General features: G+C 72.2%; 19 protein-coding genes and 1 pseudogene. 5 read left to right on the top strand and 15 right to left on the bottom strand.

All coding sequences use genetic code 11. From position 1 onward, the window contains the following. Positions 1-3: 3 nt before the first annotated feature. From ACFUJR_RS00355 to ACFUJR_RS00340, 4 genes are all read right to left on the bottom strand, one after another. A complete protein-coding gene (locus tag ACFUJR_RS00355; protein WP_383171623.1) occupies positions 4-1,080 on the bottom strand; it encodes an acyl-CoA dehydrogenase family protein in 1,077 nt (358 codons plus the stop codon). Then, a complete protein-coding gene (locus tag ACFUJR_RS00350) occupies positions 1,077-2,276 on the bottom strand; it encodes an acyl-CoA dehydrogenase family protein (RefSeq protein ID WP_383171621.1) in 1,200 nt (399 codons plus the stop codon). Before ACFUJR_RS00350 ends, ACFUJR_RS00355 begins: the two co-directional genes overlap by 4 nt. Then, positions 2,273-3,241: an NADPH:quinone oxidoreductase family protein gene (locus ACFUJR_RS00345; RefSeq protein WP_383171619.1), complete on the bottom strand. Its 969-nt coding sequence runs from the start codon at positions 3,239-3,241 to the stop codon at positions 2,273-2,275. Before ACFUJR_RS00345 ends, ACFUJR_RS00350 begins: the two co-directional genes overlap by 4 nt. A 93-nt stretch (positions 3,242-3,334) precedes the next feature. After that, entirely contained in the window at positions 3,335-3,940 is a 606-nt protein-coding gene (locus ACFUJR_RS00340; RefSeq protein ID WP_383171617.1) for a helix-turn-helix domain-containing protein, read from the bottom strand. A 75-nt stretch (positions 3,941-4,015) separates the two neighbouring features. On the opposite strand from ACFUJR_RS00340, the gene ACFUJR_RS00335 reads away from it, so the two are divergent. From ACFUJR_RS00335 to ACFUJR_RS00325, 3 genes and pseudogenes are all read left to right on the top strand, one after another. After that, positions 4,016-4,984: an NAD(P)/FAD-dependent oxidoreductase gene (locus tag ACFUJR_RS00335; RefSeq protein ID WP_383171615.1), complete on the top strand. Its 969-nt coding sequence runs from the start codon at positions 4,016-4,018 to the stop codon at positions 4,982-4,984. 42 nt (positions 4,985-5,026) lie between these two features. Then, a pseudogene (locus ACFUJR_RS00330) lies at positions 5,027-5,572 on the top strand (SDR family oxidoreductase); the annotation flags it as partial. 119 nt (positions 5,573-5,691) lie between these two features. Beyond that, positions 5,692-6,471 (top strand): VOC family protein, encoded by a 780-nt coding sequence (locus ACFUJR_RS00325; RefSeq protein ID WP_383171613.1) that lies wholly within the window; start codon positions 5,692-5,694, stop codon positions 6,469-6,471. Positions 6,472-6,820: 349 nt separating this feature from the next. On the opposite strand, the gene ACFUJR_RS00320 is transcribed toward ACFUJR_RS00325, so the two are convergent. From ACFUJR_RS00320 to ACFUJR_RS00305, 4 genes are all read right to left on the bottom strand, one after another. Further along, on the bottom strand, positions 6,821-7,573 hold the full coding sequence (locus ACFUJR_RS00320; RefSeq protein ID WP_383171611.1) for a PIG-L deacetylase family protein: 753 nt from the start codon (positions 7,571-7,573) through the stop codon (positions 6,821-6,823). A 19-nt stretch (positions 7,574-7,592) separates the two neighbouring features. Then, entirely contained in the window at positions 7,593-8,492 is a 900-nt protein-coding gene (locus ACFUJR_RS00315) for an SIS domain-containing protein (RefSeq protein WP_383171609.1), read from the bottom strand. A 136-nt stretch (positions 8,493-8,628) separates the two neighbouring features. Further along, entirely contained in the window at positions 8,629-9,927 is a 1,299-nt protein-coding gene (locus tag ACFUJR_RS00310; RefSeq protein WP_383171607.1) for an alpha/beta fold hydrolase, read from the bottom strand. Between the two features lie 121 nt (positions 9,928-10,048). Then, entirely contained in the window at positions 10,049-11,512 is a 1,464-nt protein-coding gene (locus ACFUJR_RS00305; RefSeq protein ID WP_383171605.1) for a cellulase family glycosylhydrolase, read from the bottom strand. A 172-nt stretch (positions 11,513-11,684) separates the two neighbouring features. On the opposite strand from ACFUJR_RS00305, the gene ACFUJR_RS00300 reads away from it, so the two are divergent. Next, positions 11,685-12,848 carry a betaine/proline/choline family ABC transporter ATP-binding protein gene (locus ACFUJR_RS00300; protein ID WP_383171603.1) on the top strand — a complete coding sequence of 388 codons (1,164 nt, stop codon included), beginning with the start codon at positions 11,685-11,687 and terminating at the stop codon, positions 12,846-12,848. A gap of 75 nt (positions 12,849-12,923) precedes the next feature. Here ACFUJR_RS00300 and ACFUJR_RS00295 read toward each other — a convergent pair whose 3' ends face one another. The 6 genes from ACFUJR_RS00295 to nadE all read right to left on the bottom strand — a co-directional run bounded on the left by ACFUJR_RS00295 (position 12,924) and on the right by nadE (position 17,131). Next, on the bottom strand, positions 12,924-13,892 hold the full coding sequence (locus tag ACFUJR_RS00295) for an ABC transporter substrate-binding protein (protein WP_383171601.1): 969 nt from the start codon (positions 13,890-13,892) through the stop codon (positions 12,924-12,926). After that, the gene (locus ACFUJR_RS00290) at positions 13,889-14,563 is read right to left on the bottom strand and encodes an ABC transporter permease (protein ID WP_383171599.1); all 675 of its coding nucleotides are present in this window, start codon (positions 14,561-14,563) and stop codon (positions 13,889-13,891) included. The genes ACFUJR_RS00295 and ACFUJR_RS00290 overlap by 4 nt, the downstream gene beginning before the upstream one ends. Beyond that, the gene (locus ACFUJR_RS00285) at positions 14,560-15,240 is read right to left on the bottom strand and encodes an ABC transporter permease (protein ID WP_383171597.1); all 681 of its coding nucleotides are present in this window, start codon (positions 15,238-15,240) and stop codon (positions 14,560-14,562) included. Before ACFUJR_RS00285 ends, ACFUJR_RS00290 begins: the two co-directional genes overlap by 4 nt. Before the next feature lie 190 nt (positions 15,241-15,430). Further along, positions 15,431-15,688, bottom strand: a complete 258-nt coding sequence (locus ACFUJR_RS00280) for a DUF6381 family protein (protein WP_383171595.1) — start codon at positions 15,686-15,688, stop codon at positions 15,431-15,433. 112 nt (positions 15,689-15,800) lie between these two features. After that, positions 15,801-16,187, bottom strand: a complete 387-nt coding sequence (locus ACFUJR_RS00275; RefSeq protein ID WP_383180829.1) for a VOC family protein — start codon at positions 16,185-16,187, stop codon at positions 15,801-15,803. Between the two features lie 113 nt (positions 16,188-16,300). Beyond that, the gene (nadE, locus tag ACFUJR_RS00270) at positions 16,301-17,131 is read right to left on the bottom strand and encodes an ammonia-dependent NAD(+) synthetase (RefSeq protein ID WP_383180832.1); all 831 of its coding nucleotides are present in this window, start codon (positions 17,129-17,131) and stop codon (positions 16,301-16,303) included. A 327-nt stretch (positions 17,132-17,458) separates the two neighbouring features. Here nadE and ACFUJR_RS00265 point away from each other — a divergent pair, with 327 nt between their 5' ends. Next, positions 17,459-20,449, top strand: coding sequence for a carbohydrate binding domain-containing protein (locus ACFUJR_RS00265; protein WP_383180835.1), 2,991 nt, complete (start codon positions 17,459-17,461; stop codon positions 20,447-20,449). A 111-nt stretch (positions 20,450-20,560) separates the two neighbouring features. On the opposite strand, the gene ACFUJR_RS00260 is transcribed toward ACFUJR_RS00265, so the two are convergent. Next, positions 20,561-20,956 carry an STAS domain-containing protein gene (locus tag ACFUJR_RS00260; RefSeq protein WP_383180838.1) on the bottom strand — a complete coding sequence of 132 codons (396 nt, stop codon included), beginning with the start codon at positions 20,954-20,956 and terminating at the stop codon, positions 20,561-20,563. Between the last annotated feature and the right edge of the window lie 12 nt (positions 20,957-20,968).

Raw genomic sequence — 20,968 nt, 5'->3', positions numbered from 1 at the left:
GCGTCATTCGGGCGCCGGGAGACCGACCAGGGCGGCGATCGTGTCCTGGTGACGCCCTGTCGCCCCCAGGGCGAGCTGGTCCGACTTGGCCCGCTTCAGCGCCAGGTGCGCCGGGTGTTCCCACGTCATGCCGATGCCGCCGTGGAGCTGGACGCACTCCTCCGCCGCGTGGACGGCGACCTTCGCGCAGTACGCCTGGGCGACGGCGACGGTCAGGGGCGTGTCGGGGTTGCCGGTGGCGAGCGCGTCGGCGGCGGCGCGGGCCGCCGCACGGGCGTTCACGACCTCCAGCCAGAGCTGCGCCATGCGGTGCTTGAGCGCCTGGAAGGAGCCGACCGGCCGGTTGAACTGGTAGCGGGTGCGGGTGTGGCGGACGGTCTCCTCCAGACACCACTCGGCGAGCCCGAGCTGTTCGGAGGCGAGCAGCCCCGCGCCCGCGAGCAGGCCGCGGCGGACCGCCGCCGCCGAGGTCCGCGCGTCGGCGAGCCGGACGCCGCTCGCGCCGGCCGTGGTCACCCTCGCGAGGGGCCGGGTCAGGTCGAGCGGGGTCTGCGGCTCCACGCCGGCGGCGTCCGCCGCGACCGCGTGGAGGCCGTCGGCCCGCGGGACGAGGAAGACATCGGCCAGGGCGGCGTCGGCGACACCGTTCACCGTCTCGGTGGCGAGCGGCGCCGCGTCGGGCGCGGTGGACAGCGGCAGCGCGAGCACCGCGACCCCGCGCCCGGAGGCGAGCCCCGCGAGCAGCTCGGCGACCGGGGCGCTCCCGGTGTCCAGGGCGAGCAGGGTCTCGGTCGCGACGACGGCGCTGGTGAGGTACGGCGCCGGGGTCACCGCGCGTCCCAGCTCCTCCAGGACCACCGCCGCCTCGCGGTGGCTCGCGCCCTGGCCGCCCAGCTTCTCGGGGACGAGCAGACCGGCCGCGCCGATCTCGCCCGCGAGGGACTTCCAGAGGCCGGGGACGTACGGGTCTCCGGTCTCGATCCGGCCGAGCAGCACGCTCGGGTCGGCCCGGTCGGCGAGCAGGGAGCGGACCGCCGCCCGCAGGTCGTCCTCGGTCTCGGAGTAGAGGAGGTCAGTCATCGCGCGAGGTCCTTCCAGGCGACGTCCTTGTCGTTGCGGGGCTCGGCGGGCAGGCCGAGGACGCGTTCGGCGACGATGTTGAGCAGGACCTCGGTCGTTCCGCCCTCGATCGAGTTGCCCTTGGAGCGCAGGTAGCGGTAGCCGGCGTCACGGCCGGTGAAGTCGACCAGCTCGGGGCGGCGCATGGTCCAGTCCCCGTACAGCAGCCCTTCCTCGCCGAGCAGTTCGACCTCCAGACCGCTGATGGCCTGGTTGAGGCGGGCGAAGCCGAGCTTCATCGCGCTGCCCTCGGGTCCCGGCTGGCCGGCGACGAGCTGCTGGCGCAGCCGTTCGCCCGTGAGTCGGGCGACCTCGGAGTCCACCCAGAGGTCGAGCAGCCGTCGGTGCAGGTCGTGGGTGCGCAGCTCGGGGCGTTCGCGCCAGGTCGTGGCGACCGGCCCGATCATGCCGCCCTCGCGGGGGATGCGGGCTCCGCCGATCGAGACCCGCTCGTTCATCAGCGTGGTCTGGGCGACCCGCCAGCCGTCGCCGGTCCCGCCGAGCCGGTGCGCGTCGGGGATGCGGACGTCGGTGAGGAAGACCTCGTTGAACTCGGCCTCGCCGGTGATCTGCCGCAACGGCCGGACCTCGACGCCCGGGTCGCTCATGTCGCAGACGAAGTACGTGATGCCGCGGTGCTTGGGGAGGTCGGGGTCGGTGCGGGCGATGAGGATGGCCCAGCGGGCGACATGGGCGCTGGAGGTCCATACCTTCTGGCCGTTGACGATCCAGTCGCCGGTGGCCTCGTCGCGGACCGCTCGGGTGCCGAGGGCGGCGAGGTCGGAGCCCGCGCCGGGCTCGCTGAAGAGCTGGCACCACACCTCCTCCCCCACCCACAGCGGCCTGAGGAAGCGCTGCTTGACCTCGTCGGAGCCGTACGCGAGGAGGGTCGGCGCCACCATGCCGAGGCCGATGCCGATCCGGCGCGGATCGTTGTCGGGGGCGTCCGCAGCGGCGAGTTCGGCGTCGACGACGGCCTGCAGGGAGCGCGGGGCACCGAGGCCACCGAGGCCGACCGGGTAGTGGACCCAGGCGAGTCCGGCGTCGAAGCGGGCGCGCAGGAAGTCGGTGCGCTCGGTGGTCGCGGGCGGGTGCTCAGCGATCAACCGCTGTGTACGGGCCCGCAGTTCGGCGGCGTCCGGGGTGGCGGCGGTCATGCGGCGACTCCTTCCGGGACGACGACGAGACGGCCGGTGGTGACGCCCTCGCTCACGCGCTGCACGGCGTCCGCCGCTCCGGTGAACGGCACGCGCTCGCTGACCAGGGGTTTGATCAGGCCCTTGGCCGCGTACGCGGTGAGCGTCTCGTGGCAACGCAGGACGGCGGCCGGGTCCTTGAGGTTGTACAGGCCCCAGTGGAGTCCCACGACCGAGTAGTTCTTGACCAGCGCGTGGTTGAGGGCGGCCGAGGGGATGACCCCGCTGGCGAAGCCGACCACCACGATGCGGCCCTCGAAGGCGACGACCTTCGTGGACTGGGTGTAGGCCTCGCCGCCCACGGGGTCGTAGATCACGTCGGCGCCACGACCGCCGGTGGCCTCCTTCACGGCGGCGATGACGTCCTCGGAGCGCCGGTCGACGACGACGTCGCAGCCGAGCGTCCGGGCGACCTCGGCCTTCTCCGCCCCGCCGACGACGCCGATGACGGTGGCGCCGGCCGCCTTGCCGAGCTGGACGGCCGCACTGCCGACGCCGCCCGCCGCCGCGTGGACGAGCAGGGTCTCGCCCTCCTTGAGGGCGGCGCGGCGGTGCAGACCGAACCAGCCCGTCTGGTAGCCGATGTGGAGGGCGGCCGCCTCGGCGTCGTCGAGGGCCTCGGGGGCGGGCAGCAGCGCCGCCGCGTCCGCCACCGCGTAGTCGGCGAAGCCGCCGTGGGGCAGCGCGGGGGTCGCGATGACCCGCCGGCCGTCCTCGGTCTCACCGCAGATCTCCACCCCGGGGGTGAAGGGGAGCGGGGGCCGCACCTGGTACTGACCCCGGCAGAGCAGGGCGTCCGGGAAGTTGACGTTGGCCGCGCGCACCCTGAGGAGGAGCTGCCCCTCGCCCGGGGTGGGCGCCTCCACCTCGTCGAGCTGCATCACCTCGCCCGGCTCGCCGTTCTCGTGCACTCGCCATGCCTGCATCGCGGTCCTCCACCAGCCGTCGTCCGTACTGCGCGGTCGGTCGCATACTAAGCGGTCGCTTGTGCCCGGTGGAACCGTGCGCCGGGGACTTCTTCAGGACTGCTTGGGGCGGGCCCGCACATGCATCCGCTCACCCTGCGGACCGAACAGGCTGAGGAACTCCACCGGCCCGTCGGGCGTGGGCCCGAACCAGTGCGGCACGCGCGTGTCGAACTCGGCGGCCTCCCCCGCCCCCAGCACGACGTCGTGCTCGCCGAGGACGAGGCGCAGCCGCCCGGACAGCACGTAGAGCCACTCGTACCCCTCGTGGACCCGCGGGTCCGGGTTCTCGTACGGCTTCTCCTGCACCACCTTGTACGCCTGGAGTCCACCCGGTTGACGGGTGAGCGGGAACATCGTTCTGCCGTGCCGCACGATCGGCTTGGCCTTGACCCGGGGGTCGCCGACCGGCGGGGCGCCGACCAGCTCGTCCAGCGGTACCTGATGGGCCCGGGCGATGGGAAGCAGCAGCTCCAGGCTCGGTCTGCGCTGCCCGGACTCCAGGCGCGAGAGGGTGCTCACGGAGATCCCGGTGGAGGCGGAGAGGTCCCCGAGCGTGGCGCCCCGATCGCGCCGGATCCGGCGCAGCCGTGGCCCGACCTCGTTCAGCACGGCGTCGATGCGGTCGTCGCCGGTTCCGGATGCCCCTGGTTCAGTCATGCCTCCATCATGCCTCGGGTTGCGGAAACGGCAAGAATGTTTGTCACCATCCCTCGGCAGGGCAACGCTTGCGGTATGAGCGAACACACGAGCACAGGCGAGCCGCGGCAGTACGACGTCGTGGTGGTCGGCGGCGGAGCGGCCGGGCTGAGCGCGGCCCTGATCCTCGGCCGGTCACGGCGCCGGACCCTGGTGGTCGACGCGGGTGAGCCGCGCAACGCCCCGGCCGCCCACATGCACGGCTACCTCTCCCGGGACGGGATGAGCCCGGCGGAGTTCCTGGAGACGGGGCGGCGGGAGATCGCCGCGTACGGGGTGGAGTGGACGACCGGACAGGTGACGGGAGCGGTACGGGAGACCGGTGACGCGGACGGCTTCGTGGTGACCGTGGACGACGGCCACCTGGTGCGCGCGCGCAGGCTCGTCGTCACCACCGGACTCGTCGACGAGCTCCCCGCGATCGACGGCGTGGCCGAGCGCTGGGGGCGGGACGTGCTGCACTGCCCGTACTGCCACGGCTGGGAGGTCCGCGACCGGGCCTTCGGGGTGATCGCGCACCCCGGTATGCCGACCCATCAGGCCCTGATCCTCACCCACTGGTCCCCGGACGTGACGCTCTTCGCGCACACGGCCGGGCCGCTCCCCGAGGAGGAGCGCGCCCGGGTGGCGGCGGCCGGGGTCGAGGTGGTGACGGGCGAGGTGGCGGGTCTGGTCGTCGAGGCCGACCGGTTCGTCGGCGTACGGATGGCGGACGGCCGGGTCGTCGAGCGTGACGTGCTCTTCGTCGGACCGCGTATGACGCCCCGGGACGGGCTGCTCACCGCGCTGGGCGCCGAGACCCGTGAGACTCCGCTCGGCGACTTCGTGGCGGTGGACGAGACCGGTCGGACCAGCGTGCCCGGCGTATGGGCAGCGGGCAACGCGATCGGCGCGCAGGAGCAGGTGATCAACGCGGCGAGCGGAGGTTACCGGGCCGGCGTGGCGATCAACACGGAGCTGCTCATGAACGACCTGGACCGCAAGGCCGCTGCGGCCCTGGGCTGACAGGGCTTCAGTTCACGCCCTCGCCGCGCCAACGCGGCGGCCGACTTCCCCGTACCGGCGGAGGAGCTGTCGCCCAACGGCTGGCGTGCCGCCGTCGACTTCACGCTGACCGGGACCTGGATCACGACCCGGGAGTTCGCCCTGCGCCACCTCGCCGCACGCACTCCCGGGTCCGTCGTCAACGTGGGCGCCTCCTACGCCTGGACCGGCGGTCCCGGGTTCGCGCACTCGGCGGCGGCGAAGGCCGGTGTGAAGAACCTGGTCGAGACCCTGGCGGTGGAGTGGGCTCCGTACGGGATCCAGGTCAACGGCCTGGTGCCGGGCCTGATGCCGCACGAGGACATGACGGACGACATCCTGGGCGCGCCGGCGCGAGCGGCCGACCAGGACGCCCGGCAGCCCGCGCTGCGGGTGGGGTACCCGCGGGAGCCGGGCTGGGCGGCGACCTTCCTGGCCTCTCCCTACGCCCGGTTCGTCTCCGGGCACACGCTGGTGGTGGACGGCGCGAACCAGCAGCGCCGGGCCCTCGTCAACGATCCGGTGGTGCCGGTGCGCGAGCAGCTGGGGCGCGGCGGGTTCGGGGAGTGACGCGTACTGGTCCACGCGGATGAACCCGGGCGGCTGCGGCTGCGCGGGCGAGGGAGAGCGGCGAGGATCGGCGAGGGTGACCGGACGATCTCCAGACTCGGAAAGGCAGGGCACACCACATGCTCGGTACGGACTTCACCAAGGGATCGCCCAGCTGGGTCGACCTGGGCAGCCCCGACACGGCGGTCGCCGCCGCGTTCTACACCGCTGTCTTCGGCTGGGAGTTCGCCTCGGCCGGGCCGGATGCCGGAGGCTACGGGTTCTTCCAGCAGGACGGCCGGACGGTCGCCGCCCTCGGTCCGCTGACGGAGGAGGGGGCGAGCAGCGCGTGGACGCTGTACTTCCAGACGCCGGACGCCGACGCCACGGCGAAGGCCGCCGAGTCCGCCGGCGGGGCGGTGCGCGCCGAGCCGATGGACGTCATGACCGCCGGACGGATGGCCCAGCTGACCGACCCGGCCGGCGCCGACTTCGCCGTGTGGCAGCCGGGTGGGACGAAGGGCCTGGACAGGACGTCCGAGAACAACACGCTGTGCTGGGCCGAGCTGCACGTGCCCGATCCGGAGGCCGCTCTGGACTTCTACGGCAGGCTGTTCGGCTGGCGCTCGCAGGAGATGGAGGCGCCGGGTATGACCTACCGGGTGCTGTCCACCGCCGAGGGGGACCTGGAGGACACCTCCTTCGGCGGGGTCGCCGAGCTCCAGGAGGGCGGGAACGAGGCACGCTGGATCCCGTACTTCGGTGTGGCGGACGCGGACGACATCGTCGCCCGCGCGCAGGGGAACGGGGGGTCGCTCCTCATGCCTGCGGCCGACATCCCCGATGTCGGCCGGATCGCCTGGCTGGCGGACCCCTTCGGAGCCCCGTTCGCGGTGCTGAAGCCCGAACCGCCGAACTGAAGCGTGTTCCGAACCGTTTGCGAGGAGCCGTGGCCGCGGGTGCGACCCGCCCGTCGGGCATCGCCGTGGTAGCCGCGGTCGTCGTCACGGGCCTGTTCCGTCACCTCCGGATACCCGCCGTGGCGCGATGACACCGCCTGTGCGGGCGTGTCACCCGCCCGCGAAGCGCGGGGGGCGCCGAAGTCGGCGACCTGGTCCGGCTGGGCCACGAACCCCGTCGCTTGCCGCAGTCGGCGCGGTCCGGGGCGCGGGCGGGGCGGTGGTGCCGCTGTGGAGGAACAGTGTGGTCATGCGGGCGAGATGAGGCCACGCCGCTGACAGCGCCCGCGCCGCACGGCGCCCCCGGACGTCATCGGGAGAAGAGCTCGAAGGCGACGGCCGGCCGGTCGCCGTAGCGGGCGGCGAAGCGCTCGTTGTTCTGGGCCAGGAAGGTACGGACGTACTCCTCGGGGTCCTGGTCCGTCAGGCCCTCGATGTACGCGCGGTGGGCGAGCAGCGACCGGACGGAGCGCTCGACACCGGGTGTGGCGTCGACGGCGTGGGTCGGCGTGCTCGTTCCGGCGACCGCCACCCAGCGCACGCCGTTCCACGGCTCCAGGCCCTGCTCGGTCAGTTCGGGGAAGATCCAGCGGTTGCCCGCGTCGCCCGCGGCGTCGAGTGTGGCGCGGCCCACGGCCAGGTGGTCCGGGGTGTTCCAGTACCCGCCGGGGCCGAAGCCCCAGGTGTCGCGGTGGTTCAGGGTGATGACCAGTTCGGGCCGGTGCCGGCGGACGGCCGCCGCGATGTCGCGGCGCAGACCGAGTCCGTACTCGATCACCCCGTCCCGGTGGTCGAGGAAGTCCACGGTCGACACGCCGACCACCTCCGCGCTCGCCCGCTGCTCCTGCTCGCGCAGCGGACCGCACGTGGCCGGGTCGAGCGAGTCGATGCCGGCCTCGCCGCGGGTCGCGAGGACGTAGACGACCTCCTTGCCCGCGTCCGTCCAGGCCGCGATGGCAGCGGCGCAGCCGTACTCGAGATCGTCCGGATGGGCGACCACGGCGAGCGCGCGCTGCCAGTCGTCGGGCATGTCGGCGAGGGGGGAGCTGCTCGTGTCGATCATGGGCGCAGGATACGGGGATTCACCCGCGGATCGCTGAGGAGAGTATGACCGAGCGCGACGCGTGACGCGGGCGGTCCGGGTTCAGGCCGCGCCGGGCCGCGAGGGTGACGGCGAGGCGCTGGGCGCGCACCAGGGCGGCCACGGGGTCGATGGCGTCGGCGGCGAACAGGGCCCCGGTGGCTTCCACTTCGTCCCGGAGACCGGCCGGCTCCGGACCGAGGCAGCATACGAGGCTCGTGCGGTCGCTGATGACGATCGGCCCGTGGCGGTACTCCATCGCCGCGTACGACTCCGCCCAGGAGCGCGCCACGCCGCGGAGCTTGTGGGCGGCCTCGTCGGCGAGTCCGACCGTCCACCCGGTGCCGAGGAAGGTGAACTGGGAGCGCCGTTCCCAGACCGTGGGCAGCGGTTCGTAGAGGGCGAGTTCGGCGTCGGTGATCGAGGGGGCGAGGTCCACGCCCAGACCCGCGCGCAGCAGCTGGAGGGCGGTGGTGGCGAACCGGGTCTGGACGACGGAGCGTTCGTCGGCGAAGTCGAGCACGACCGACCGGTCCGCGTGGTCCGCGGCCCTGCTGCCGGGGACGCCGGTCAGGACGAGCGTCGGGATCCGGCCCGCGGCACGCGCGAGCAGGGTCACCACCTCGGTGGTGGCCCCGGAGCGGGTGAGGGCGACGATCCGGTCGTAGCCGCGGCCGAGGGGGGTCTCGTCGGAGGCCGGGAAGGCGTCGGTCTCGCCCGCGCCGAGGGATTCGCGCAGGGCGGCGTAGGCCCGGGCCATGAAGTACGAGGTGCCGCAGCCGACGACCGCGACCCGCTCACCCGGCCCGGGCAGCAGGCGGGCGTGGTCGGCGGCGATGTCCGCCGCACGCCGCCAGCAGTCGGGCTGTCCGGCGATCTCGGCACTGACGTGGGTGGTCATCTCCGGTCCTCTCCTCGGTGCGCTCCGGACGAGTTCTATCCCCCTGACCCCGCACGCACCATGAGTAATCAGGACGCACTGCTTGGACTTTTGCGCGCCGCCGTGGCGGAGATCGCTCCGCAGGAGGCCCGGACGGTCAGATCTGGTCCCGGGCGAGGCCGAGCAGCCGGTCGAGCACCCTCGGGCCTCCGGCCCGTACGCCGTCGTGCTCGAACTCGTCGGTCACCCAGGTCCGCAGCCCCCGGACGGCGCGCGCGGTCTCCAGCGAGTGGGCGGTGTCGACGTACATGTCGTCGTGGTAGACGGCCGCGGCGACGGGCACCTCGTTGGCGGCGAGTCGCGCGGGGTCGTAGAGCGGTGCCCAGTCGGTCCGTTCGGCGAGGAGGTGGGCGGTCTCGCGCAGCGGGCGGAGCGCGGGATCGGTCTCGAAGTGCCAGGGGTGGACGGTCTCGCCGGTGAAGAGGAGAGGTGCGTCGCCGGCCAGGGTCTTCTCCGCGTCGAACTCCGGGAACTCGGCGCGGACGCGTTCGGCGGCCCAGCCGGTCGGCCCGTGGCCCTGTGCGTAGATGGCCTCGTGGAGCACGGCGTAGAGCGGGTGTCCGGCGTACGAGAGCCTGCCCTGGACGTTCTCCAGGAAGGCGTCGGAGAGCGCGGGGCCGCCGGGCGTGGGGACGAAGGCCTCCTCCAGGAGGTAGTGCAGCTCGTGGGTCCCCTCGCCGCCGCCGAGGAGGATGCCGAGGGACTGGAAGGCCTGGGCGGTGAGGAGCCCGCCGTTCGGCAGGGTCGTGGGGTGCTCCAGGAGGTGGGCGGCGATCCGGCGGGCGCGGTCGACGTCCTGCGGGTAGCGGGCGTAGTGGGCATCGGCCCTGCGCCGGACACGGGGGTAGGCGGCCCGGTAGACCTCGTCGGCGGTGGCGTGGAGCGAGGGCAGACCGCCGGTGATGAGGGCCGTGCGCAGGCCCTCGGGGGCGGTGGAGAGGTAGTGGGTGGCGCAGAAGCCGCCGAAGCTCTGGCCGAGGACGGTCCAGGGGGCGCCGCGAGTGAGGCGCTTCCGGATGAGTTCGCAGTCCTTGACGATCGAGTCGGCCCGGAAGTGGGCGAGGTGGTCGGCCTGCTGCCGCGGAGTGCCGCGCAGGGGCAGGGTCTGGCGGTTGACGGGGGTGGAGTGGCCGGTTCCGCGCTGGTCGAGCAGGAGGACGCGGTGGTCCTGCACGGCCCGGCCCAGCCATGCCTGCCGGCCGATGAAGCGACGGGCCCCGAAGCCGGGCCCGCCCTCCAGGTACACCAGCCACGGCAGGTCGTCGGCCGACCGGTCGCCGGCGACGACCTCACGGCCGTAGACCTCGATCTGTTCGCCGCCGGGGTCCGCGTGGTCGAGCGGAACGGCGAAGCGGCGGTCGGTGAGGACGAGGCCGGGCTGGCGGTAGCTGGTCAATGCGGCTCCTGTTCGATGCGCCCCCGCCCGCCCAGTGCATCACAGGGCATGGGACGGGGGCGCGTCGAGGTGGGTCGGGCCGTGCGTCGGGAGGTGGTGCGGAAGGCGGGGCGGGAAGAGGTCAGGAGGTGGGGAAGTCGTCGGCGGACCTGATCCGGTCGCGGATCCAGACGCCGGCCTCCTTGAGGGAGGAGGTGCCCGTCCAGGGACCGTTGCCGTCGCACGTGCCGGGCTTGAAGACCGCGCCCGAGCGGTGGTCGTCGGAGAAGTTCCAGTTGGTCCAGCTGATCTTCTTGGCGGCCATCAGGTCGATGTACCTCTGCGTCATGGTGAAGTCGTTGGCGCCCTCACCCGCGTAGTCCTGGGTGCCGAACTCGGTGACGAACACGGGGATCCGGTCGGCGGCCCGGGAGAGGGCGTTCAGGTACGCGTCGCGGTGGGACATCGCGTAGAAGTGGAAGGTGTACATGACGTTGGTGGCATTGACCGGGTTGTTGACGACCTCGGCCTCACTGCCGCCGTCCGAGACGCCCAGGGAGGACCAGGCGCGGGTGCCGAGCAGGATCGGCGCGTCGCCGTCGATGTTCCGGATGACCGGGATGATCTGCTCGTGGTAGCTCTTGATCCTCGACCAGGTCACGCCGTCACCGTTGGGCTCGTTGGCGACCTCGTAGAAGATGTTGCTCTTGTTCTTGTGCCGGGCGGCGATGTCGGTGAAGAACCTCTTGGCGCCTCCCAGGTTGGCGTGCGGGTCGCCCGGGTCGAGCATGTGCCAGTCGACGATCACGTACATGCCGCGCGCGGTGGCCTGGTCGATCAGCGTGTGGGCGAGGTTGGTGAACCTGACCGGGTCGGTCTCCCAGCCGTCCTCCTGGACGTAGGTGGAGACGCGCAGGACGTCTGCCTTCCAGTCCTTGGCGAGCGCGTCGAGCGACCCGTCGGTGAGGCACTGCGGGTACCACTGGGTGCCGTGGCTGGACATGCCGCGCAGCTGGACGGGCTTGCCGTACTGGTTGCAGAGCTTGACGCCGCAGACCGTGAGCCGGCCGTTGATCGCGACCGGGGTGTCGCCGACCGGGGGCGCCGTGGCGGTGTCGACCTTGATGTGGTCGACGTTGGGGCCGCCGTTGGCCGTGGTCGCGGTGGCGCGGACGGTGTTGGCGCCCGCCCTAAGGTTCACGGTGAGGGAGGTGGTGCCCCAGGCGGTCCAGGCGCCCGTGCCGGCGAAGGCCTTGCCGGCGGCGGCGAGTGTCCCGTTGACGGCGATGTCCATGGGCCGGTTGGTCGTGGTGCCGTTGGCGTAGCGCAGGGTCAGGGTCGCCTGGCCCGCCTGTGCGGCGTTGACGTTCCACTGGACGTAACCGCCGGCGGCGTTGTCGTAGTTGACGAATCCGGTGCCGGTGAAGCCCGCGTGGTTGGACTCGACCGCACCCCGCGAGACGGTGGCGGCCTCCGCCTCGTGGGTGACGGGGGCGGCGACCGCCGCGGGCGGTGCGGTGGCGAGGCCGAGGAGGAGTGCGGCCGCCGCGGTGCCGGCGGCACCCAGGGAGCGCAGTCGGAGCCGTGCCGATCGTGCCGATGTCATGGGGGTCTCCCGGAACGATGGATTGGAAGGAAAGTTTCCTAACGAATTGAAATAGCAGCGCCGGAGAGCGGCTCGCAAGGGTCATGACAAGAGACGGTGTTCAGCGGGCTGCCGCTCCCCGGACGGTCCCGGCCCCCGTGCGTGGCGCATCCGCGGCTCCTAGCGTGGATCCATGATCCGGTTCGAGCAGGTCAGCAAGGTGTACGCGGACGGCACCACCGCGGTCGACGGCCTCTCCTTCGACGTGTCCGAGGGCGAACTGGTCACGCTGGTCGGTCCCTCGGGCTGCGGCAAGACGACCACGATGATGATGGTCAACCGGCTCATCGAACCGACCTCGGGCCGGATCCTGGTCGACGGGGAGGACATCGCGAAGGTCGATCCGGTCAGGCTGCGCAGGACGATCGGTTACGTGATCCAGCAGGTCGGGCTCTTTCCGCACCGGACGATCCTCGACAACACCGCGACCGTGCCCGCGCTGCTCGGCTGGAAGAAGTCGAAGGCCCGGGCACGCGCCGCCGAACTCCTCGACCTGGTCGGCCTCGACCCCGGCACCTACGGCCCGCGCTACCCGGCGCAACTCTCCGGCGGCCAGCGCCAACGCGTCGGCGTCGCCCGCGCGCTCGCCGCCGACCCGCCCGTCCTGCTGATGGACGAACCTTTCGGGGCGGTGGACCCCGTCGTCCGCGAGCACCTCCAGAACGAGTTCCTGAGCCTCCAGGCGACCGTGCGCAAGACGGTCCTCCTGGTCACCCACGACATCGAGGAGGCGGTCCGCATGGGCGACCGGATCGCCGTCTACGGACAGGGCCGCATCGAGCAGTTCGACACCCCGGCGGCCGTGCTCGGCTCGCCCGCCACGCCCTACGTCGCCCAGTTCGTGGGCGCCGACCGGGGGCTGAAGCGGCTCTCGGTCACCACGATCGAACCGGACGACCTGGAACAGCCGTCCGTGGCCCGGCTGGACGAGCCGGCGCCGGACGCGGCGGCCCGGCTGCGGGGAGAGGAGGCCCGCTGGGCCGTCGTCCTGGGCGCCGACGGCGATCTGCACGGCTGGGTCGCCACCGACGTCCTCGCGCTCGCGGGCCGGGAGGGCACGGTCGGCGACCTGGCCCGCCGCATGGAGGCCTGGGTGCCGGTCGGCGCCCCGCTGAAGCAGGCGTTCGGCGAGATGCTGCAGCACGACGCGGGCTGGGTGGCCGTCCTCGACGGGACGCGGTTCCTCGGGGTCCTCACCCCGGCGAAGCTCCACGAGGCCCTGCGCCGCTCCGTGGACGCCGACGCGCGGGGCGTGGCCCGGGACGAGGTGGAGTTCGACTCGGTCGCCGACGCGTGAGGGGTACGGGGTGCGGGGTGCGGGGTGCGGGGTGCGGGGTGCGGGGTGCGGGGTGCGGGGTGCGGGGTGCGGGCGTCAGACCGGTTCGGCGGGGATGAGCCTCCTCTCCCTGAGATAGGTCCGCGCGACGTCCTCCGGAAGCCGGCGCCAGCTGTCCACCTGCTTGTTCATGTTCGCCAGATCGGCCGTGGTCAGAACGGTGTTGAGGCTCGCCAGGGTGGCGGTGACGCGCTCGCTGCCGGCCCGGGAGCGGTTGACGACGGGGACGATGTGGTCGGCGTTCTGGAGGTTCCTGTCGTCGGCGAGCAGGACCAGGCCGAACTCGTCGAGCGTGGCGTCGGTGGTCGTGGTCAGGACCATCTGGTCCTCACCGCTCTGCACGGCCTGTTTGGCCTGTGTGGTGCCCACGCCCTTCGGGTCGACGCCGGTGACGTCGATGCCGTAGGTCTCCCGCAGACCGGGCGCGCAGTACGGCCGCTGCACGCACTCGTCGCCCGCCGCGAGCCGTACCGGAAGTCTCGCCGCGCCGACGTCGCTCAGGGTCTTCAGGCTGTGCTCGGCGGCGTACGCGCGCGTGACGGCGAAGGCGTTCTGGTCGACGGCCCGGCCCGCGTCGAGGACCGTCAGTCCGCGTGGTCCGGCGAGCCCGCGCAGGGCGGTCATGGTGACGGTCAGATCGGGTGAGCCGACGGTCGGCGCGTCCGGCCCGTGGACCTTGGCGTTAAGCCAGTCCGCGAACGTGGCCGCGTACTCGGCCACGACGTCGATCTGGCCGCTCTCCAGAGCCGGTTCGTAGATCTCGCGGTTGGTGACGGAGATGATCTTCGTACCGTAGCCGGCCTCTTCGAGGAGCAGGGCGTACATCTGGGCCAGCAGATCGCTCTCGGTGAAGCCGGCCGAGCCGATGGTGAGATCGCGGCTGTCGCCGGGCGGGGCGGTGACCTCGCCCTGGTTCTCGAGCGAGGGACCGGTGGCACAGCCGGTGGGGGCGGAGAGGGTCAGCGCGACCGCCACCGCGGCCGCCGCGACGCGCCGCCCGATCATCCCCCGCTCCCCCGGCCCCAGGCCGGGGCCAGGCGCTGCGCGCCCTCGAAGACGCCCTCGACCAGCAGCGCCAGGAGCGCGACGAGGACCGCCCCCGCGACGACCTGCGGGGTGGAGGCGAGGTTGAAGCCTGCGGTGATGATCCGGCCGAGACCGCCTCCGCCCGCGAGCGCGGCGACGGTCGCGGTGGCCACGAGCTGCACGGCGGCGATCCGGACGCCGGTGAGGATCAGCGGGAGCGCCAGCGGCAGTTCCACCCCGAGGAGCATCTGCCGGCCCGTCATCCCCATCCCTCGCGCGGCCCGTACGACGTCGGCGTCGACGCCGCGCATGCCGACGTACGCGTTGGTGAGCAGCGGCGGGACCGCGAACAGGACGAGCGCGATGATCGTGGGCCACTCCCCGTACGAACCGATCGGGCTGAGCAGCAGCAGGACCAGGACGGCGAAGGTGGGCACGGCGCGACCGACGTTGGAGAGGTTCACCGCGAGGGCGCCGCCCCTGCCGAGGTGGCCGAGGACGAGTGCGACGGGGAGGGCGATCGCGCAGCTCAGCGCGAGGCAGACGACGGTCAGGAGGAGATGCTCGGCGAGGCGGTGCCAGACTCCGTTGTCGCCGGACCAGTTGGCGGCGCTGGTGAGCCAGTCCCAGCCGGCGGAGAGGGTGTTCACGCGGCCCGCCTTCCGGCCCAGGGCGTGAGCAGCCGCTGCGCGCCGAGCAGCACCAGGTCGGCGGAGACCGCGATGATCACGCAGAGGACGGAGGCGGTGAGGACCTGCGCCTTGAAGTAGGTGTTCATCCCGGAGTACATGAGGTTGCCCAGGCCGCCGTGGCCGACGATCGCGCCGATGGTGACGAGGGAGACGGCGGAGACGGTGGCGATGCGCAGCCCGGCCATCGAGGCGGGCAGCGCGAGCGGCAGCTCGACGGTGAGCAGCAGCCGGACCGGTCCGTAGCCCATGCCGCGCGCGGCCTGCCGGGTGTCCTCGGGGACGGCGCGCAGCCCGGCCAGGATGTTCCGTACGAGCAGGGTGAGCGAGTAGAGCACGAGCCCGGCGATGACGATCGAGGCGCTGAGTCCGTAGAGCGGCAGGAGCAGCGAGAACATCGCGAGGGACGGGATCGTGTACAGGATCGTGGTGACCCCGAGGACGGGGCCGGCGGCCCAGCGCCAGCGGCGGGCGGCGACGGCGAGCGGGACGGCGAGCAGCACGGCGAGGGCCACGGAGACGAAGGTCAGCTGCAGATGCTGGACGACGGCGTCACCGAGGATCTCGCTCCGGGAGGTCAGGTAGTCGCCGCAGATCCACTCGTTGCGCGCGAGGCAGTCGTCGGGGGGCGCGGTCATCCCCCCATTGCAGGTGCAGGCCCCGGGGGACGCACTCCGGGCGGTCCGTTCGAGCACCACCCCCGAGCGCCCGTACCGGGCGTGCTCGGGCGATCCCGACAACGCGGCATGGCGGCGCCTCCCATGCCCGAAGGGCTACGCGAGAGTCCGCGCCAGGCGTCGCGTGCCGGGCGGGGCCTTCGCCACTGCCCTAGCCGGGGTATCGCTCGTGGAGGTCGTCGGGCCAGGGTTCGTGCTCCTCGCGCAGGGCCTGTTCGCTGCGCTCCTTGAGCTCCTCGCCCTGCTCGCGCAGCCGCGCCGCCTCCTCGGGGTCGGCGCTCCGCCGCGCCCGCTGGAGGAGGTTCTCCGCCTTGTCGCGCTGGTACTGGGCGTGCGCGTGCGCCGCTTCGCCTTCCCTTCTGCTCTCCCGCCCCCCGCTCCCGGGGCCCCTGCCGTCGTGTCCGGACATGACGCACCTCCTCGGCCCGCGGCTTCCCGTACGACGGCGGGGGAAACGCGCCGGCCCGTACGACGACGGCCCGGCCCCCTCGCTCGGGGCCGGGCCGTCGTCGTACCGCTCGCTACTCCTGGATGACGGAGAGGACGTTGCCCGCCGGGTCCGTGAACCAGGCGATCGCGGTCGGTCCCCCGGGGCCCTTGACCACTCCCTTGGCGTCATGCTCGAACCCCGGATAGCGCGTGAGGGTCACGCCCCGCTTCGCCAGCTCGTCGACGGCCACCTCGATGTCGTCGACGGGGAAGTTCAGGATCGTGAAGGACGCGGGCGTGTGGTCGTCCTTGGGGTAGACGAAGACGTTCGCACCGCTCCCCAGCTTGATCGTCAGCATCCGCATGGGCCCGTCGCCGGACTCCTCCACCTGGAGGCCGAGGGTGTCGCCGTAGAACTGGCGCGCCTTGTCCATGTCGTCGACCGAGAAGCCGCTGAACGCCTTCGACTGTCCGAACATGCCGTTGTCTCCTTCGCGTGTGCCGTTCGGGATCTCCGAAGGCACACCCAGCGGAGCACCATCCGTGCGCCCGCCACGCGGGCTGACGGCCGGATGGTCGCCGCCCGTCACCCTCAGGGAGCGATCGGCAGCCGGCGCTTGTGTTCGGTCAGCTCGTAGCGGCGGGTGATCGAGGCGAAGGCGGCCTCCGCGACCGGCTTGCCCTCCAGGAAGTCGTCGATGTCGTCGTACGTGACGCCGAGCGCGTCCTCGTCGGGCTTGCCCGGGTCGAGGGTCTCCAGGTCGGCCGTCGGGGTCTTCCACACCAGCTCGGCGGGGGCGCCGAGGGCCTCGGCGCAGGCGCGCACGCGACGCTTGGTCAGGCCGGTCAGCGGGACGAGGTCTGCAGCGCCGTCGCCGTACTTGGTGAAGAAGCCGGAGACCGCCTCCGCCGCGTGGTCGGTGCCGACCACGAAGCCGTCGTGGGCGCCCGCGACGGCGTACTGCGCGATCATGCGCTGCCGGGCCTTGATGTTGCCCTGGACGAAGTCCTGGTGGTGGGCGTCCCGGAAGGTCACCCCGCCGGCCAGGCAGGCCTCCAGCGCGGCGTCGCTCGACGCCTTGACGTCCACGGTGAGGACCCGGTCGGCGGCGATGAAGCCCAGGGCGAGCTGGGCGTCCTTTTCGTCGGCCTGGACGCCGTAGGGCAGGCGCATGGCGTAGAAGGTGGCGTCGTGGCCCGCCGCGCGGGCCCGCTCAACGGCGAGCTGGCAGAGCCGGCCCGCGGTCGTGGAGTCCACGCCGCCGCTGATCCCGAGGACCAGGCCGCGCAGCCCGGTGGAGGTGAGGCGCTCGGCCAGGAAGGCGACCCGGCGTTCGATCTCGACGAGCGGGTCGAAGGTCGGGGACACCTCGAGTTCCCGGGCGATCTGCTGCTGCAGGGCGGTGGACGCCGCGTCGGTCACGGAGTGCTCCTCGGGGTGGTGCGACGGTACGGGGACGGGCGCGGGTCCGGTACGCCGGTGAGGCGCCGGATCCTCGCCACAGCCGACTCTATTCGGCCGCGCCCGGGCCACGATTCCCGGGCCCGGCTCCGCCGCCTCACCGCCGCCGGACACGTCCCGCTCCGTTCGACACAGATGCTGCCGCGACCCTTTACGCCCCTGTCATGCACGGGTAACTTTCGGCGACGCAAACGCTTGCAGAAAGTTTCCGACTGATCTTTCAGCATCCCCACCACGGCCTCCCCACCACGGCCTCCCCGTCGTGGCCCTGCTCCGGAGAAGAGACGCATGCGACGCTCCCCCGTTCCGCGCTTCGGTCGCGCCCCGGCCGCGGCCCTGGCCGCCGCCTGCCTGATCGGGCTGCTCTCCGCCACATCCCCGGCCGACCCGTCCGCCGCACCCTCGGTGCCCGTCGCGGCCGCGGAGAACACGGCGACGGTCTTCTACTACACGAAGACCAAGAACTGGTCGGCCCACAACCTCCACTACGCCCCCGACGGCGGCGCCTGGACCGCCGTCCCCGGCGTGGCGATGGAGGCGGCCTGTACGGACTGGGTGAAGAAGACCGTCGCCCTGGGCTCCGCCGAGGGGCTCCAGGCCACCTTCAACAACGGCGCGGGCACCTGGGACAACAACGGCGGACAGAACTACGACCTGGGCACCGGCACGATCACGGTCCGGGACGGCGTGGTCGCCCACTCCGACCCGTGCGCCGACGACCCGGGCGGACCCACCGACCCCGGCGACCAGGCCACCGTCTACTACTCCACCGCCGCGCTCGGCTGGACCACAGCCAACCTGCACTACGCCCCCGCCGGCGGCGCCTGGACAACCGTCCCCGGCATCGGCATGGAGGCGGCCTGCACCGGCTGGTGGAAGCGGACCGTCGACCTCGGTGCCGCCACCACCATGAGCGCCGTCTTCAACAACGGCAACGGTGTCTGGGACAACAACAACGGCGCGAACTACGCACTGTCCGCCGGCACGACGACCGTGGAGGACAGGGTGGTCACCGGCGGCGCCGCCGATCCGTGCGCCGCCGAGCCCCCCGACACCCGGGCGCCCAGCGTGCCGAGCGGTGTCACCGCGAACGCCGACGGCACGTCCGTCGTCCTGACGTGGGAACCCTCCACCGACGACAAGGGGGTGACGGGCTATCAGGTGACCCGTACCGGAGGCACGGGCGGCACGACGGTCACCGACGTCGGCTCCACCGTCCTCTCCGACACGGACCTGGCGGAGAACACCGCCTACACCTACACGGTCAGGGCCCTCGACGCCGCGGGCAACGCCTCCGCCGCCTCCGCGCCCGCCCAAGCGACCACCGGCACGGCGCCACCGGGTCCCGAACCGGGCCGCCCGCTCGGCACCGACCCCCGCAAGGACCCGATCTACTTCGTCCTGACCGCCCGCTTCAACGACGGCGACACGTCGAACGACCGGGGCGGCAGCCAGCACACCACGTCGGGGAACGCGGCGGGCGGCGATCCGATGTTCCGGGGTGACTTCAAGGGGCTGGTGAACAAGCTCGACTACATCAAGGGGCTCGGCTTCTCCGCCGTATGGATCACCCCCGTGGTACTCAACCGCTCCGACTACGACTACCACGGCTACCACGGGTACGACTTCTACCGGGTCGACGCCCGCCTGGAGTCGGCCGGAGCCTCGTACCAGGACCTGATCAACGCGGCCCACGCCAAGGGCATGAAGATCTACCAGGACGTCGTCTACAACCACTCCTCCCGCTGGGGCGCCAAGGGACTGTTCACCCCCAAGACGTACGGCGTCCGCGACAGCCAGTGGAGCTGGTACTACGACGAGCCGAACTCCTCCTTCGAGTACGACGGGCTGACCGTCGAACCGAAGTCCGGGAAGTCCTACTACAACGGCGACCTCTGGTCGACGGCCGAGCCGACCGGCAACACCTGCGTCAACTGGGGCACCCCGACCCGGTACACCTCCCCCGAGGGCTACCGGATCTACAACTGCCAGTGGCCGAACCCCACGACGGGCATGTTCCCGAAGTCGCTCTACCACGACTGCTGGATCGGCAACTGGGAGGGCGAGGACTCCCGTTCCTGCTGGCTGCACGACGACCTGGCCGACTTCGACACCGAGTCGGCACCCGTGCAGAACTACCTGATCGGCGCCTACGACAAGTACATCGACATGGGCGTGGACGGCTTCCGCGTCGACACCGCCGTCCACATCCCGCGCACCACCTGGAACCGGCGCTTCCTGCCCGCCATCCAGGAAAGGGTCACCCAGAGGTTCGGCGCGGAGGCGGCGAAGAACTTCTTCGTCTTCGGCGAGGTCGCCGCCTTCGTCAACGACAAGTGGAACCGCGGCTCGGTCAACCACTCCGCCCAGTTCTACACCTGGAAGGAGCGCGGGGAGTACGACGCCGACGACGCCCGGGCCGCCCTGGAGATGTACGAACACGAGCAGCAGCAGGGTCCGGCGAACCAGCCCACGTCGAACAACGCGTTCCTGAACGGCAACAGCTACCACGCGCCGGACCACAGCAGGTTCTCCGGGATGAACGTCTTCGACATGCGCATGCACATGAACTTCGGTGACGCGCACAACGCCTTCGTCAACGGCAAGGACTCCGACGACAGCTACAACGACGCCACCTACAACGTCGTGTACGTCGACAGCCACGACTACGGACCCAACAAGAGCAGCGAGCGCTACGCCGGCGGCACCGACGCCTGGGCGGAGAACATGTCGCTGATGTGGACCTTCCGCGGCATCCCGACGCTGTACTACGGATCCGAGATCGAGTTCCAGAAGGGCAAGAAGATCGACTGCGGGCCCACCTGCCCGCTGGCGACCACGGGCCGCGCCTACTTCGGCGACCATCTCGCCGGGGACGTGAAGGCCTCCGGCTTCTCCACCGTCGAGTCGGCGAGCGGAGCGGTCGCCCAGACCCTGGCCCAGCCGCTGGTCCAGCACGTCCAGCGGCTCAATCAGATCCGCCGGGCGATTCCTGCCCTGCAGATGGGTCAGTACGCCACCGAGGGCATCAGCGGCACGATGGCGTACAAGCGCCGCTACACCAGCGGCACGACCGACAGCTTCGCCCTGGTCACGGTCAGCGGTGGGGCCACCTTCACCGGAATCCCGAACGGCACCTACACGGACGCCGTCACCGGCGACCGGCGGGTCGTCGCCGACGGCACCCTGAGCGTCGTGGCACCGGGGAAGGGCAACCTGCGGGTGTACGTCCTGAACGGGCCCGGCCGGATCGGGACCGCGGGGCCGTACCTGAAGTAGGGAACCGCGCACGGAGCGCGCACGGAGCGCGCCGCCCGTTCCACGGGCGTGAACGGGGCGGGCGGCGTCGACGGTCGACGCCGCCGGCCCCGCTCCGTCCAGAACCGCGGGTCAGCCGTCGGCGCGCCGCAGCGGTCCGCGCAGGGTCCCCTCGGAGACCCGCAGCAGGCGCAGGACGACAGGTGTGGGCGCGTCGATGCGGTACCGGCCGCCCATCAGGGTCCACTGGTCGAGGACGCCGAGCAGACCCGAGTCGCAGAACGTCACGCGAGAGGCGTCGAGCACGAGGTCGGTCACCCCGGACTCGGCGGCGGAGACCAGTATCGCGCGCAGCGGTGCCGCGCCGAGATGGTCGACCTCGCCCGTCAGACGGACCAGCAGGCCCGTGGCGCCGAGGTTCCGGCACGAGTGGACCGCTATGCCCCCCGGCGCGGTGTCCGCGCCCTCGTCACACACGACGGGCCGGGGGATGCGGGTCAGTATCGGTGCGGTGCGCTGGGTACTCACCCCTCCATCAAC

Origin of the sequence: Streptomyces sp. NPDC057271 (assembly GCF_042668715.1) — a bacterium.
In the GTDB taxonomy this organism is placed as follows: domain Bacteria; phylum Actinomycetota; class Actinomycetes; order Streptomycetales; family Streptomycetaceae; genus Streptomyces.
Note: the sequence above shows the minus strand (reverse complement) of the source record. Positions and strands in the feature narration are given on the sequence as shown.